Origin of the sequence: Pantoea sp. Pa-EAmG, assembly GCF_030024295.1 — a bacterium.
Lineage (GTDB): Bacteria > Pseudomonadota > Gammaproteobacteria > Enterobacterales > Enterobacteriaceae > Pantoea > Pantoea dispersa.
Window position 1 is genome coordinate 24,329 of record NZ_JASEWO010000019.1, and the last position, 15,279, is coordinate 39,607.

Consider the following 15,279-nt stretch of genomic DNA (forward strand, 5'->3'; position numbering starts at 1 on the left):
AAAAAACGCCGCGTTGCAGCGGCGTTTTTCTTTACTTCGTTAGCCTTATTTCAGGATTTCAATCCGGCGTGGTTTCGCCTCTTCCGGGACGATGCGTTCCAGATCGATACTCAGCAGGCCCAGTTCGAGACGCGCATCGCGCACCACGATGTGATCGGCCAGCTGGAATTTGCGTTCGAAGTTACGTTCTGCGATGCCCTGGTACAGGTATTTACGTTCCTGCTGCTCTTCAGGGTGGGCGCCGCGTACCACCAGCATGTTGTCATGGGCGGTGATATCCAGTTCGCTCTGCGCAAAGCCAGCGACGGCAATGGTGATGCGATAGTGGTTTTCGTCTACCAGCTCGACGTTGTACGGAGGGTAGCCGCCGTTAGCCTGGTTTTGGTTGGACTCAAGCAGGTTAAACAGACGGTCGAAACCAATAGCAGAACGATAAAGCGGAGAGAGATCAAAGTTACGCATAATAAGACTCCTGATAATCAGCAAGTTTTGGCAACCTTCCACCATGGACAGGTTGTCCGGCCCGTCGGTGTCCCTGTCGGCGACCGCGTCGTGACCGTAGCTTAAAGATGGGTGCGCTCAGGTCGCTTTCAAGGGGCAATGCGCTTTTTTTTGCAGCAATTCTGACGATATGGCATACACTCAGGGGACGCTTCGCCTGACGGGAAGGACATAACCACAGAGTTATGCGGATGTCAGGTGACACACTCCAGCCAGGGCCATGCCATGACTGTAGGGATGATGATGATGAAAATGATGAAACGCTTTCCGCTCACCGGCCTGCTGGTCTGCTGCGCCTGTGCCACATCAGGCTGCTCCAGCGTGATGTCCCATACCGGTGCCAGCCAGGGTTACTACCCCGGCACGCGCGCCAGCGCAGAGATGCTGACCGATGACAATACCAGCTGGGCGATTAAACCGCTGGCGCTGATCGATCTGCCCTTTTCGGCAGTGATGGATACGCTGCTGCTGCCGTGGGATTACTTCCGCGCCGACGACGATAAAACCAAAGATTCGCCGCGCGAACGCGTGCTGCAGAGCGAGAAGATGGCTGGCACCCAGGCCAGCCTGGCCACTGCGGCGGCTATGCCGGCGGAATCACACTGACGCAGAACAGCTGTCGCCAGCCGTCAACCTCGCGCATGTAGGCGATCTGCTTCCCGTCCGGCGACCACACCACCGCGTCGCCGCCCGGCGGTTGCGCGCTGCGTGCCGTAAGGCGCGTACACTGTCCGCTGGCTATCTCACAACGCATCACGCTGTTATCACAGATAAAGGCGATGGCTGCGCCGTCCGGCTGCCAGCTGAAAGCAGACTGAATGCTGCTGCGCAGTGAGGTGATCTGACGCGCCGCGCCACCGTTGGGTGAGACCGTCCACAGCTGCACAATGCCCTGCTCGTCAGCCTGTAAAAAGGCGATCGCGCTGCCATCCGGCGCAGCGCGCAACCAGTGGCGCGGCTGCAGCGCCAGCCCTTTACCGTACGTGATCCGCCGCTGCTGCACGCCAGCCGGCGGTGCCGGCAGCTGCTCTGCCGTGCCCTGCAGCGGCGCATTGCCGGCTCTGGCATAGTCCGCCAGCGCCTCAGGCAGATCGACCACAAACACTTCCGGCACTTTTTCACCACTGGCATTGCGCGTATCGCCGATAAAGGCGATGGCCCAGCGCTGCCAGCTGCCGTCCGCTTTCTGATAGCCACGCTCACCAATCCAGCACTCTTCATAAGCGCGGTCAATCTGATCGCTGCCCGGTTGCGGATCGCGCCGGGTGTGGCTCACCAGCACGCAGTAGTGGCTGCCGTCATATTCGCGCGGATGCTGTTTTGGCGGGCACACCGGATGCAGCGGCACCGCCACGCCGACGTTGCGCAGGTCGTCACGCACATCGCGCTCATGCATCACGTGATCGTTATAGGTAAAGCTCAGCCGCGAGCCATCCGGACTGAACACATGCACGTGCGAGCCACCACGCAGCGCACCCGGAGTGTAGGGCGCGGTGATATCGCAGGCGTCGAGGTTCTCTGCGATGCCCTGCTGAACAATCACGCCGCGCCGGTGATGAAAGTCATAATGCCAGTGCGCATCGGGATGCTCCGGCCCATGAATACAGACATAGCGCGGCGGCAGATCCGGACTCACGGTCACCACGCCGACGTGCGCGCCATCGCGCGCCTGATACAGCACCTCGACCGCGCCGCTGTGCACGTTGACGCGCTCAATGGTCAGGCTGGTAAACGAGGCGCCGGACGGCCGCACATCAAATGCCAGCCACTGGCTGTCGGCGGTCCAGACGTTGATATTGGTCAGCTGATGATGGCGCTGAGTAAAGGTGAGTTGTTTTTCTGACATGGGGCAACCTCAGATGTAACCGTTGCCGGACAAATTACGTGATGCCGTTCAGTTAAGCAAAAGCTGAGCAGCTAATGCGGGTGCGCAGGCATGCGCACCCGGAAGCTTAGCCCACGCGCTGCACATCCCCCACCAGCAGGATGTAAGAGAGCGCGCCAATCAGCGCAACGGCGGAGATGTACACCAGCGCGGGCGCAAAGCCGTAATCCTGCGCCAGATACCCCACCACCAGCGGTACCGTGATGCCACCGAGGCCGCCGATAAAGTTAAACATGCCGCCGGTCAGGCCAATCAGGCGTACCGGCGCCAGTGACGAGACCAGCGACCAGGTGATGGACGCGAACCCGTTGCCGAAAAAGGCCAGCGCCATCAGCACCATAATCCACAGCGGATCGTTGGTGTAGTTGGCGCCCATAATGCAGGTGGAGATCAGCAGGCCGCAGATGATCGGCGTCTTGCGGGCAAAGCCGAGCGAGCGGCCGCTGCGCACCAGACGATCGGCCACCATCCCGGAGAGGATCACGCCAACAAAGGCGGCGAGAAACGGCACGGTAGTCATAAAGCCGGCCGTCAGCGCGGCGATATGTTTCTCCTGCGTCAGGTAGTTGGGGAACCAGGTAAGGAAAAACCACAGCGTTGAAGTCACCGCGAACTGGCCGAGATACACGCCGCACAGCTTGCGATGAAACACCAGTTTCCAGTCGGCCGCAGTGAGTTTAACGCGTGCTTTTTTCTCGCCGGGTGCATCGCCGTCGACCATCGCGCCACCGGCACGAATGTAATCCAGCTCGGCCTGATTGATGCCTTTGCTCTGGCTCGGTGCCTGGTAAACCTTCATCCACACCAGCGACCAGACAATGCCAATGCCGCCGGTGATGATAAACACCCAGTGCCAGCTCAGCAGTTCCTGAATCCAGATCAGCAGCGGCGTGAGAAACGCCAGGCCGACAAACTGACCGGAGGTGTAAAAACCGACGGCCGAAGCGCGCTCCTGTTCCGGGAACCAGCTGGTAACCAGGCGATTATTGGTCGGGAAAGCCGGCGCTTCAAAAATACCGGTAATGGCGCGCAGACCTATCAGCGATAATAAGCCGCTGGCGAATCCCTGTAATAACGTCGCCACCGACCAGCCGAGAATAGCAATAAAATAGGTCAGGCGTGAACCTACGCGGTCGAGAAACCAGCCGCCGGGAATCTGGCACAGGGTATATAACCAGGCAAAAGCAGAAAACACATACCCCATTTCTGCTTTGCTGATGCCAAATTCCTGCTGAATATGCGCCGAGGCCACGGCCAAATTAGCGCGATCGACATAACAAATGACCACCGTAATAAAAATCATCAGCAGCGTAATATAACGGCGACGCGTAGGTTTCGCCTGAACAGCAGAGAGATCCATGGTGTTTCTCCGTCAGATGTCAGCTGGCAGACGTGCCGAAACACGCCGCAGCCAACGCAGGGTAAGGTTATCGAAGATAAAAGCCGCAGCAGCGGTAAACTGGCAGCGCGGTGAAAACAGGTTGAGCGCTGCCCTGTGCCTTATATATTCCGCACATGGTTTAAATAGTCAGATGTTTAATCGCCTGATAATCGGTGCTGTTATAAAGCGGTAAACGCAGCGACCGGGTGCATTACCACGGTTATTACCACTCGGCTACCGATCCATCCGGAAAGCGCCATAATGGGTTACGCCAGTCTGGCGCATTTTTACTGCGCGCAATCACCAGCTCTTCATTTATTTCCACACCGAGGCCGGGTTTATTTAATGGATAGAAATGGCCGTCATCCATTTTAAAATCATCTTTATTGATCACGTAATCGAGCAGTTCAGCGCCCTGATTATAGTGAATGCCCATGCTCTGCTCCTGGAACACCGCGTTACGCGACACGAAATCCACGTGCAGACAGGCAGCCAGCGCAATCGGCCCCAGCGGACAGTGCGGCGCCAGCGCCACGTCGTAGGACTCGGCCATCGCCGCGATTTTGTAGCATTCGGTGATGCCGCCGGCGTGCGACAGATCCGGCTGCAGAATCGCCAGCCCACCGGCTTCCAGCACGCGCTTGAACTCGAAGCGGGAGAACATGCGTTCGCCTGCGGCAATCGGCAGATGCGTCTGCGCCGCCAGGCGCGGATAGTATTCTGCCTGCTCGGCCAGCACCGGTTCTTCAATAAACAGCGGACGATACGGCTCCAGCTCTTTGATCAGCACTTTGGCCATCGGCGCGCTGACGCGACCGTGGAAATCGAGGCCAAACTCAATGTCACTGCCAAAGGCTTCGCGGATCTGCGCTACGGTGTTAACAGCGGCATCGACCTGACGAGAATTGTCGATGATGCCCATCTCTTCACAGCCGTTGAGTTTGAAGGTATCAAAGCCGATACCACGTAATTTCTTAATGCCATCAATCACTTCAGCCGGACGATCGCCGCCTACCCAGCTATAGGCTTTGATGCTGTCACGCACCAGACCGCCCAGCAGCTGATACACCGGCACGCCCAGCGCTTTGCCTTTAATATCCCACAGCGCCTGATCGATACCGGCAATGGCGCTCATTAAAATCGGGCCGCCGCGATAAAAACCGCCGCGATACATCACCTGCCACAGATCATTAATCCGCGCCGGATCCTGCCCAATCAGATATTCCGACAGCTCGTGCACCGCCGCTTCGACGCTGCGCGCGCGCCCTTCAATCACCGGCTCGCCCCAGCCGATGATGCCTTCATCGGTTTCGATTTTCAGGAACATCCAGCGCGGCGGCAGGCGATAAGTGGTCAGTTTCGTAATTTTCATCGTACAGCGTCCTTATAGGCAGCAATAAATGCGCGGGCCTTCTCCACGGTGCGCGACAGCGGCTGACCGGCGCGATAGAGATCGCTGCCCAGGCCAGCCCCGACGCAACCGGCGGCGATAAATTCATGCAGGTTTTCCGGCGTAACGCCACCCACGGCAAAGACCGGCACCTCCGGCGGCAGCACCGCTTTCAGCGCTTTGATGTAGCCCGGACCAAACGCCGACGACGGGAAAATTTTCAGCGCCTGCGCCCCAGCCTGCAGCGCGGTGAAGGCTTCGCTGGCGGTGGCACAGCCTGCGGCAACCAGCATGCCGTGCGCCACGGCCTGGCGAATCACCGCAGCATCGGTATTGGGCGTCACCACCAGCTTGCTGTTGAGCGCCGCCAGCTGATCGACCTGCGTCGCCTGCAGCACAGTGCCGGCACCGATCAGCGCTTTATCGCCGAAGGTTTGCACCATCGCGCCGATACTTTTCGCCCACTCTGGCGAGTTGAGCGGAATTTCAATCGCATCGAAACCGGCGTCGATTAACGCCGCGACGTGCGCTTCAGCTTCATCCGGCGTGATGCCACGCAGAATGGCGATCAGCGGAAGTTTAGTGGGCCAGGACATGCGCAATACTCCTTATTCCGTACTGGAAAGCGCGATCGCCCTCCAGCGTGACTGAATCTGTTCCGATAAAGGCCAGCGCCTGCCGATAACGCTGTGCCAGCGCGCTGCCGGCGATAATGACAATCGGCTGGCGGCTATGCGTTAACTGCTGCGTCATCTGCGCCACTTCATGGCCGATTAACAGGCCAGAGAGAAAATCACTGATATGGCGACGATCGCGCGCGCCGAGCACGTGGGCGGCACGCACTTCAAACAGGCGCGCCAGAATTGAGCGGTCGTGGCTGCCAATCTGCAAACCGTCCCGGAACGCGTCCGGAGAGGCTTCCTGCGCGGGTAAACCGGCGCCAATCAGCGACTGCTTCAGCAGTAAATGGTGCAGCTCGCCGGTCATCACGGTGCGGAAATCGATGACGCGATCCTGTTCCATCTGCACCCACTTGGCGTGCGTGCCCGGCATGATATACAGCGGCGCGGGCTGCAGCGTGACCGCGCCGAGCAGCTGGGTTTCTTCACCGCGCATTACGTTGTAGTTGTCGTCACGTTCGATGCTCAGTCCCGGCACAATCCACGCTTTTCCTTCCACGCAGGTCAGGCGATCGCTTAATGCATTGAGCGCCACCGGGCAGGCGAGATAAGGCACTGCCAGCCAGCCAGCGTTGCTGCCCACCATACCGGCCATGATCACCGGGACTTCGGCCACCGGCCAGCCGTCGGTAATGGTGGCAAACACCTGAGCAGGCGTGCGGTCGCCGAGGCGCGTCACGCCCGCTTCCGAACGGCGCTCATCGACGCATTCACCGGCGCGGTAATACCAGGCGCGCAGGTTGGTGGAGCCCCAGTCAATGGCGATATAACGGGTCACAAAATCTCCTTGAGTCGGGCGGTTGAGCTGGCAATCATCGCCTTCGCCGCCTGTTCCGCCGCATCGCCATCCTGGTGGCGAATGGCATCGAACAGCGCTTTATGTTCGGCTAAGGTGCGCGGCATGTTGCCGGAATCCGCCATGTAGGTTTGCGCAAACACCGCTTTTTGCAGCTGGCTGATCGCCACATTGAGCTGCTGCAGCACCGGGTTATGTACCGAGGCCATCACCGCTTCGTGATAGCGGATATCCGCGTCGTTAAAGGCATCACGGTTGAGGTGGTTGGCCACCATATCGTTATAGGCCAGCTCAATCGCCGCCAGATCGGTCGACGTAGCACGCTCGGCCGACCAGCGCGCAATCTGCGGCTCCACCAGCACGCGCACCTCATTCATCGCCGCAATCAGGCGCGGATCGTGATCGTGCGCCAGCGCCCACTGCAGTACATCGCTGTCGAGATAGTTCCACTGGTTACGTGAGGTCACAAACGCGCCGCGATAGCGCTTCATCTCCATCAGGCGTTTGGCCATCAGGGAGCGATACACTTCGCGGATAATGTTGCGCGAGGTTGAAAATCGCTCGCACAGCTCCGCTTCCGCCGGCAGCGCGGCGCCCGGCACATATTTTCCGGCCACAATCTCTTCACCCAGCGTCTGGATGATGCGCTCTGTTTTACTCAGTGGTTCCTGCGTCATCGTGTTCGATTCCATGAAAGGCGTGAGAAATCAGATTACTGCTTTCGTAGTGCAAAGCCCAATCCCTGACGCATTTTGTAGCGGCGATTGTAGTACCATATATATTGTTTGTACTACAATATGGATCACAAAACAGACAACCCATCGGCGCACTGACAGCAAAAATTCAGCAGAGAAGTGACGGGCAGCAGAACGCCGCCCGCATCAGAGGAGGGTTACAGCACTAGCTCTTCAATGGCGTGCGCGACACCATCTTCCATATTGGTCTTGGTCACGAACTGCGCAATCTGCTTCACGGAATCAATCGCATTGCCCATCGCCACGCCGGTGCCGGCGTATTCAATCATCGCCAGATCGTTTTCCTGATCGCCAATCGCCATCACTTCTGACGGCTGCAGGCCGAGTTTCTCCGCCAGCATTTTTACGCCGTAGCCTTTGTTGACCAGCGGATTAAGGATTTCGAGATAGTAAGGTGCACTTTTCAGAATGGTATAACTGTCGCGGGCGCGCGCCGGTAAGGCGGCGATGGCTTTATCCAGTAGCTCCGGTTTATCGATCATCATCAGTTTCGGGAAGCGCGTCGCCGGGTCCATCTCTTCTACGGCGCGATAGCGCACCGGAATGCCGGTCAGGCTGGCTTCGTGAATGGTGTATTCACTGATGTCTTTATTTGGCGTGTAGAGGAAGGATTTGTCGAACGCCTGAAAATGTACCCCAAGGTCGCGCGCCAGCTGCTCCAGGTAGAGATAGTCATCAAAGCCAAGCGTCTTCTCAGCCACCACCTCACCGCTGTCCGCGCTGTGCGCCAGTGCGCCGTTGTTGCTGATGCAATACTGCCCCGGCTGACGCAGATCCAGCTCCATCAGGTAGCGCTCCACACCAACAAACGGGCGTCCGGTGGCCAGCACGATCGACACACCTTTATCCCGCGCCCGGCCAATCGCCGCTTTGACGCCCGCCGTGATTTCGTGCTGCGGATTCAGCAGCGTGCCGTCCATATCGATCGCAATCAGTTTTATCGCCATAACGTCCTCGGTTAATTCAGGGTCTGGCTTTAATGCTAGCGCGATTCAGCTCACATTGACCAGTTAATCGGCAGATAACGCCTGTCATGCATTGTGCAGCATTATCCAGTTTGAGCATTTGGTGTTTTACTTCTGCTGATTCGCTTGATCATATAAGTTATTGCTTATAAATTACTATAAGCAATCACTTATATGGAGATTGCGTTATGTGGGAAATCATTTTTACCGACACCTTCCGGGAATGGTTGCGGGCACAGGACAACAAACTGAAAAAACGCATCGCTGCGGCCCTGTTAAACCTGCAGCATTATGGCCCGTTGCTGCCACGGCCCTATGCCGATACGGTTAACGGATCACGCTTCCACAACATGAAAGAACTGAGAATACAGTACGCTGGTCAGCCAATTCGGGCGCTATACGCATTCGACACGCAACGCAAAGCGGTCATTTTGTGTGCTGGCAATAAATCCGGAGACAAACAATTTTATGCGCGGATGATATGCCTTGCAGATCAATTGTTCACGGCTTACCTCAATAACGCAGAGGAAAATCATTCATGAACGACTTACAAAAATTTATCGAGAGTGAGTTTACTGAAGCTGAGCAAGCTGACATTCAGCTGATGGCAGATGAGCTGATTCTCGAAACCGGCCTGCAACTGCTGCGGGAAGAGTTAGCGTTATCGCAGAGAACCGTTGCGGAAGCGATGGGGGTTAAGCAGCCGCGTATCACGCAAATTGAGCAGGGCGGCGCCGATCAGCGTCTGATCACCATTAAGCGCTACATTGAAGCGATGGGCGGCAAGCTAAGCCTGCTGATTGAAATGCCGGACGGCTCGGGTGGAAGAATTCTGCGCGTTTAATAAAACAAAAAACCCTTCCCGTTTGGGAAGGGTTTTGCGATATCAGATATCGATGTTGGCGGCTTTCAGCGCGTTCTCTTCGATGAAGGCGCGGCGCGGTTCAACCGCATCGCCCATCAGCGTGGTGAACAGCTGGTCGGCGGCGATGGCGTCTTTGATGGTGACGCGCAGCATGCGGCGGCTGTCCGGATCCATGGTGGTTTCCCACAGCTGATCCGGGTTCATCTCGCCCAGACCTTTATAGCGCTGCACTGACAGACCGCGGCGCGACTCTTTCACCAGCCAGTCAATCGCCTGCTCGAAGCTGGCAACCGGCTGACGGCGCTCGCCACGCTCGATGTAGGCATCCTCTTCAATCAGACCACGCAGATGCGCGCCGAGTGCACAGATTTTGCGGTATTCCGCGCCGTCAATGAACTCGCTGTCCAGCGGATAATCGGTATCAACACCGTGAGTACGCACGCGCAGCACCGGCTCAAAGCGCTGCTGTTCGCGGTTTTCCCGCACCTGTGCCACATAGCTGCTGCCATGCGCTTCGCGCTCGTTCAGGTAAGCCACCAGGCTCTCCAGCCATGCGGTCACTGCTGTCTGATCGCTGAGATCGCTCAGGGTTGGATGATAAACCAGCGCGCGCAGCAGCGCAGACGGGAAGCGGCGCTCCATACGCTTGATCATCTTCTGGGTGCTGTTGTATTCCGCCACCAGGCTTTCCAGCGGCTCGCCGCCCAGCGCCGGTGCGCTGGCGTTGGTGTGCAGCGTGGCGCCGTCCAGCGCGATGGCAATCTGATACTGATCCATCGCGTCGTCATCTTTAATGTACTGCTCCTGCTTGCCCTTCTTCACCTTGTACAGCGGTGGCTGCGCGATGTAGACGTGGCCACGCTCGATGATTTCCGGCATCTGGCGATAGAAGAAGGTCAGCAGCAGCGTACGGATGTGCGAACCATCGACGTCCGCATCGGTCATGATGATGATGCTGTGATAGCGCAACTTGTCCGGGTTGTACTCATCGCGGCCGATACCGCAGCCCAGCGCGGTGATCAGCGTGGCGACTTCCTGAGAAGAGAGCATCTTGTCGAAACGCGCTTTCTCCACGTTAAGGATTTTACCTTTCAGCGGCAGAATCGCCTGGTTCTTACGGTTACGTCCCTGCTTGGCGGAACCGCCTGCAGAGTCACCCTCCACCAGGTAGATTTCAGACAGCGCCGGATCGCGCTCCTGACAGTCCGCCAGCTTGCCCGGCAGGCCCGCCAGGTCCAGCGCGCCTTTACGGCGGGTCATTTCACGTGCACGACGCGCGGCTTCACGCGCACGCGCGGCATCGATGATTTTACCGACCACGATTTTGGCGTCAGACGGATTTTCCAGCAGGTATTCGCTCAGCAGTTCGTTCATCTGCTGTTCCACCGCCGATTTCACCTCGGAAGAGACCAGCTTGTCTTTGGTCTGAGAGGAGAATTTCGGATCCGGCACCTTGACCGAAACCACTGCCACCAGCCCTTCACGCGCGTCGTCACCGGTAGCGCTGACTTTGGCTTTTTTGCTGTAACCTTCTTTATCCATGTAGGCGTTGAGCGTACGCGTCATCGCCGCGCGGAAACCGGCAAGGTGCGTTCCGCCGTCGCGCTGCGGAATATTGTTGGTGAAGCAGTAGATGTTTTCCTGGAAACCGTCGTTCCACTGCAGTGCAACTTCAACGCCGATACCGTCTTTTTCGGTGGAGAAGTAGAACACATTCGGGTGAATCGGGTTCTTGTTGCGGTTGAGATATTCAACGAACGCTTTGATACCACCTTCATAGTGGTAATGGTCGTTTTTATCGTCGCGCTTGTCTTCCAGGCGAATCGACACGCCGGAGTTAAGGAATGACAGCTCGCGCAGACGCTTCGCCAGGATTTCATATTCAAAATCGGTGACGTTGGTGAAAGTATCGTGGCTCGGCCAGAAACGCACGCGCGTACCGGTAGCGTCGGTATCGCCGGTCACCGCCAGCGGCGCCTGCGGCACACCGTGCACGTAGGTTTGCTGATGCACTTTGCCGTCGCGACGAATGGTCAGTTCCAGCTTCTGCGACAGGGCGTTCACCACCGATACGCCGACGCCGTGCAGACCACCGGAAACTTTATAAGAGTTGTCATCAAACTTACCGCCGGCATGCAGTACTGTCATGATCACTTCGGCAGCAGAGACGCCCTCTTCCGGGTGGATACCGGTCGGAATACCACGGCCGTCATCCTGTACGGAGACAGAGTTGTCGGCATGGATGGTGACCACGATATCACTACAGTGGCCGGCGAGCGCTTCGTCGATGGCGTTATCCACGACCTCGAATACCATGTGATGCAGACCGGTGCCGTCATCCGTATCGCCGATGTACATACCCGGGCGTTTGCGTACCGCATCAAGCCCTTTCAGGACTTTGATACTTGAGGAGTCATAAGAATTCGACATCAACGTTTCTCGCTCATTTAATCTTCAGGTTGAACCGCTATTTTACCCTGTTCCACGCGGAACATCTTGCCCTTTTCGTCACTCATATCGATTACATGCTCGACACCAATGGCGCTGACAAACACCTGAGCCTGCGTGGCTTTCAGGCGTTCCGCCAGCAGGCGACGACGGGTGTCATCCAGCTCGGAGGCGAAGTCGTCAATCAGGTATAAACAGCGACGTCCGCTGCTGCGCGTCAGGTACTCGCCCTGCGCTAACCGCAACGCACACATCAGCAGCTTTAACTGACCGCGTGAGAGTAAATCTTCCACCGGCGTGCCTTCAGCACGAATCCGAAAATCGGCTTTGTGCGGACCGCTGGCGGTGTAGGTGAGCGCGCGATCGCGCTCGAAGTTGCGCTCCAGCAGCTCGCCGAAGTCGCTCTCTTTGTCCCAGCCACGCTGGAAGGAGAATGACAGGGCAAACTCCGGTAAAAACTGGCTGCAGGTAGCGGTGATTTCGCTGGCAATGGCCGCACTGTATTCGGCGCGCCAGGCGCTGATCTGTTCTGCCAGCGGCACCAGCTCCTGATCCCATGGCCGGATCTGGCTGTAGCGCGCGACCTGGCGCAGCGCCGCGTTGCGCTGTTTCAGCAGGCGACGCAGATTGCTCCAGGCCAGAAAGAAACCGGGATAAGCATGAAAGCAGCCCCAGTCGATGTAGGCTCTACGGTATTTGGGGCCGCCGTTGAGCAAAGTAAACCCCTCTGGCGTAATCAGCTGCATCGGCAGCAGCTGCGCCAGCTCGGCGACTTTATGGCCGTCGCTGCCGTCGATGCGGACTTTGCTGTCGCCGGCGCGGTTTTTACTCAGGCCGACCGCCAGCTCGCGCTCGCTGCCTTCAATCCGCCCGTGCAATACAAACGCGTCCTGATCGTGACGAATTACGCGTCCGGCCTGCAAACTGCGGAATGCGCGGCCGTGGCCCAGCGTATAAATCGCCTCCAGCACGCTGGTTTTACCGCTGCCGTTGGCGCCCACAAGAAAATTGAAGCCCGGCGCCAGCGTGAGATCGGCCTGCTCGATATTACGAAAATCTTTAATCAGGAGGCGGGTTAAAGCCATGAACGAATCCAGCTGCGCATTAAGAAGTGGTGTTCACCTAACCCTGCAATCGAGGGCGTTAACGGCGAAGCTAGTTTGCGCACGGCCAGCGCACAGACCCTGGGAGCATACTGAAGTATGTGACCAGGGGCGAGCACTGCCCGGGTGCAAAATAGCGAGTAAGTTAGCCCGCCAGACGATCACAGGCGCATGGGCATCACGACGTAGGCCGCAGCCGGACTGGCTACATCTTCAATCTGCACGCTGGAAACCGAATCGGTCAGCAGCAGACGCACGTTTTCGCACTTCAGCGCGTTCAGCACATCCAGCACATAGCTGACGTTAAAACCAATCTCCAGCTCGGTGCCGCTGTACGACACATCCAGCATCTCTTCCGCCTCTTCCTGCTCCGGGTTATTGGCGGTGATGCGCAGCTGATTTTCGGTGATATAGATGCGAACGCCGCGGAACTTCTCGTTCGACAGGATCGCCGCGCGGGCAAAAGCCTGTTTCAGCAGATCGCAGCCCGCTTCCAGCGCTTTGTCAGGATTCTTCGGCAACACGCGGCGATAATCCGGGAAACGGCCATCAACCAGCTTCGACGTAAAGATGAAGTCGCCAACATGCGCACGAATGTTGCTGCTGCCAATCTGCACCTGCAGCGGCGTTTCACCGCCGTCCAGCAGACGAACCAGCTCAATCACACCTTTGCGCGGTACGATCACCGAATGGTTCGGCAGCGCCTGCCCGACAGGCATCGAACAGACCGCCAGACGATGGCCGTCAGTGGCAACGGTGCGCAGCTCTTCGCCTTCGGTCTCGAACAGCATGCCGTTGAGATAGTAACGCACATCCTGATGCGCCATGGAGAATTGCGTGGCTTCAATCAGGCGTTTGAGCGTGGCCTGCGGCAACGTGAATTCCACTTCGCTCTGCCAGTCGTCGAGATTCGGGAAGTCGCTGGCTGGCAGCGTCGACAGCGAAAAGCGGCTGCGGCCGGAGCGCACCAGCATGCGGTCACCTTCCAGCGTCAGACTGATCTCTGCGCCTTCAGGCAGACCACGGCAAATATCAAGAAACTTACGCGCCGGGACAGTCGTCGCGCCCGGTTCGTGCGGCTGGGTCAGCGCCACGCGCGCCACCATCTCCATCTCAAGATCGGTACCGGTCAGCAGCAGCGTGCCTTCATTCACCTGCAGCAGTAAATTTCCGAGGATCGGCAGCGTCGGGCGTCCGCCAAGCGGGCCACTCACCTGTTGCAGCGGCTTCAGCAACTGCTCACGTTCAACAATAAATTTCATATGCGTCAGGAAGATAATGTTCGAATGAGGTTAGAGAAATCTTCTTTGATGTCGTGGCTCTCTTCACGCAGCTGCTCGATTTTACGGCAGGCATGAAGCACGGTGGTATGGTCACGGCCACCAAACGCATCGCCAATTTCCGGCAGGCTGTGGTTGGTGAGCTCTTTGGCCATTGCCATCGCCATTTGACGCGGACGCGCCACCGAGCGCGAACGGCGCTTCGACAGCAAATCCGCCACTTTAATTTTGTAGTACTCGGCCACCGTCTTCTGGATGTTGTCGATGGTTACCAGCTTTTCCTGCAGTGCCAGCAGGTCGCGCAGCGCTTCGCGCACAAAATCGATGGTAATGGCACGCCCGGTAAAGTTGGCATTGGCAATCACGCGATTAAGTGCCCCTTCCAGCTCACGCACGTTAGAGCGCAGACGCTTGGCAATAAAGAAGGCCACTTCGCCCGGCAGACGGATGTCGTTTTCGTCCGCCTTTTTCATCAGGATCGCGACACGCGTCTCCAGCTCAGGCGGCTCGATCGCCACGGTTAATCCCCAGCCAAAGCGTGATTTCAGACGATCTTCCACCCCGTTGATCTCTTTCGGGTAACGATCCGAGGTCAGGATGATCTGCTGATTACCTTCCAGCAGCGCGTTGAAGGTGTGGAAAAACTCTTCCTGCGAGCGCTCTTTATTGGCAAAGAACTGAATATCATCGATCAGCAGCGCGTCCACCGAACGGTAGTAGCGCTTAAACTCCTCGATGGCGTTGTTCTGCAGCGCTTTCACCATATCCTGCACGAAGCGTTCAGAGTGCATATAAACCACTTTGGCATTCGGCTTGCGCGCGATGATGCCGTTGCCCACCGCGTGCAGCAGGTGCGTTTTGCCGAGGCCGGTGCCGCCATACAGGAACAGCGGGTTATAAGCGCCGCCAGGATTATCCGCCACCTGACGTGCCGCCGCGCGCGCCAGCTGGTTGGACTTACCCTCAACGAAGTTGTCGAAGTTGTGGCGGTTATTCACGTTCGAGCGGTAGGTCACATCAGCCGGTGCCGGAACCGAATCCCAGCTCGGGCGCAGCGGCTGTGCCGGTGCCGGACGATTCTCAGCCGGTGCGGGCGCGCTGACGCTGCTGGCCATGGCGGGTTGCGTAGCAGCCACCGGCGCAACCGGGCGCGTGCCGACCTCAAAACGCAGCAGCGGCACATTCGCACCGCAGAATTCATTCAGCAGCCCATTGATACTATTGAGATAT

15 protein-coding genes are annotated in these 15,279 nt (G+C 57.7%); 3 read left to right on the forward strand and 12 right to left on the reverse strand.

What is annotated here, in order from left to right:
- Nucleotides 1-45: 45 nt before the first annotated feature.
- Nucleotides 46-462, reverse strand: a complete 417-nt coding sequence (gene ibpA / locus QMM04_RS04760; RefSeq protein WP_010617843.1) for a small heat shock chaperone IbpA — start codon at nt 460-462, stop codon at nt 46-48.
- 285 nt (nt 463-747) lie between these two features.
- Here ibpA and QMM04_RS04765 point away from each other — a divergent pair, with 285 nt between their 5' ends.
- A complete protein-coding gene (locus QMM04_RS04765; RefSeq protein ID WP_040679624.1) occupies nt 748-1,107 on the forward strand; it encodes a YceK/YidQ family lipoprotein in 360 nt (119 codons plus the stop codon).
- Here QMM04_RS04765 and QMM04_RS04770 read toward each other — a convergent pair.
- The 7 genes from QMM04_RS04770 to yidA form a co-directional block, all read right to left on the reverse strand.
- The gene (locus QMM04_RS04770) at nt 1,085-2,347 is read right to left on the reverse strand and encodes a DUF3748 domain-containing protein (RefSeq protein WP_282995732.1); all 1,263 of its coding nucleotides are present in this window, start codon (nt 2,345-2,347) and stop codon (nt 1,085-1,087) included. The two genes, QMM04_RS04765 and QMM04_RS04770, sit on opposite strands and share 23 nt — an antisense overlap.
- A gap of 106 nt (nt 2,348-2,453) precedes the next feature.
- Nucleotides 2,454-3,746 carry an MFS transporter gene (locus QMM04_RS04775; RefSeq protein ID WP_058770733.1) on the reverse strand — a complete coding sequence of 431 codons (1,293 nt, stop codon included), beginning with the start codon at nt 3,744-3,746 and terminating at the stop codon, nt 2,454-2,456.
- 244 nt (nt 3,747-3,990) lie between these two features.
- Nucleotides 3,991-5,139, reverse strand: a complete 1,149-nt coding sequence (dgoD, locus tag QMM04_RS04780; protein WP_021506906.1) for a galactonate dehydratase — start codon at nt 5,137-5,139, stop codon at nt 3,991-3,993.
- Nucleotides 5,136-5,753 (reverse strand): 2-dehydro-3-deoxy-6-phosphogalactonate aldolase, encoded by a 618-nt coding sequence (locus QMM04_RS04785; RefSeq protein WP_021506907.1) that lies wholly within the window; start codon nt 5,751-5,753, stop codon nt 5,136-5,138. Before QMM04_RS04785 ends, dgoD begins: the two co-directional genes overlap by 4 nt.
- Nucleotides 5,737-6,615, reverse strand: a complete 879-nt coding sequence (locus QMM04_RS04790; RefSeq protein WP_282995733.1) for a 2-dehydro-3-deoxygalactonokinase — start codon at nt 6,613-6,615, stop codon at nt 5,737-5,739. The genes QMM04_RS04785 and QMM04_RS04790 overlap by 17 nt, the downstream gene beginning before the upstream one ends.
- Nucleotides 6,612-7,310, reverse strand: coding sequence for a FadR/GntR family transcriptional regulator (locus QMM04_RS04795; RefSeq protein ID WP_021506909.1), 699 nt, complete (start codon nt 7,308-7,310; stop codon nt 6,612-6,614). The genes QMM04_RS04790 and QMM04_RS04795 overlap by 4 nt, the downstream gene beginning before the upstream one ends.
- A 215-nt stretch (nt 7,311-7,525) precedes the next feature.
- Nucleotides 7,526-8,335 (reverse strand): sugar-phosphatase, encoded by an 810-nt coding sequence (gene yidA / locus QMM04_RS04800; protein ID WP_058758197.1) that lies wholly within the window; start codon nt 8,333-8,335, stop codon nt 7,526-7,528.
- Nucleotides 8,336-8,541: 206 nt separating this feature from the next.
- On the opposite strand from yidA, the gene QMM04_RS04805 reads away from it, so the two are divergent.
- Nucleotides 8,542-8,895 carry a type II toxin-antitoxin system RelE/ParE family toxin gene (locus tag QMM04_RS04805; protein ID WP_058758198.1) on the forward strand — a complete coding sequence of 118 codons (354 nt, stop codon included), beginning with the start codon at nt 8,542-8,544 and terminating at the stop codon, nt 8,893-8,895.
- Nucleotides 8,892-9,197 carry a helix-turn-helix transcriptional regulator gene (locus tag QMM04_RS04810; protein ID WP_058758199.1) on the forward strand — a complete coding sequence of 102 codons (306 nt, stop codon included), beginning with the start codon at nt 8,892-8,894 and terminating at the stop codon, nt 9,195-9,197. Before QMM04_RS04805 ends, QMM04_RS04810 begins: the two co-directional genes overlap by 4 nt.
- Before the next feature lie 42 nt (nt 9,198-9,239).
- On the opposite strand, the gene gyrB is transcribed toward QMM04_RS04810, so the two are convergent.
- The 4 genes from gyrB to dnaA all read right to left on the reverse strand — a co-directional run.
- Nucleotides 9,240-11,648, reverse strand: a complete 2,409-nt coding sequence (gene gyrB, locus QMM04_RS04815) for a DNA topoisomerase (ATP-hydrolyzing) subunit B (RefSeq protein ID WP_058758200.1) — start codon at nt 11,646-11,648, stop codon at nt 9,240-9,242.
- Nucleotides 11,649-11,665: 17 nt separating this feature from the next.
- Nucleotides 11,666-12,751, reverse strand: coding sequence for a DNA replication/repair protein RecF (recF, locus tag QMM04_RS04820; protein WP_058758201.1), 1,086 nt, complete (start codon nt 12,749-12,751; stop codon nt 11,666-11,668).
- Nucleotides 12,752-12,930: 179 nt separating this feature from the next.
- Nucleotides 12,931-14,031: a DNA polymerase III subunit beta gene (gene dnaN / locus QMM04_RS04825; RefSeq protein ID WP_010617831.1), complete on the reverse strand. Its 1,101-nt coding sequence runs from the start codon at nt 14,029-14,031 to the stop codon at nt 12,931-12,933.
- A gap of 5 nt (nt 14,032-14,036) precedes the next feature.
- Nucleotides 14,037-15,279: chromosomal replication initiator protein DnaA (gene dnaA / locus QMM04_RS04830; RefSeq protein ID WP_282995734.1), on the reverse strand; the 1,243-nt coding region annotated here is incomplete at its 5' end.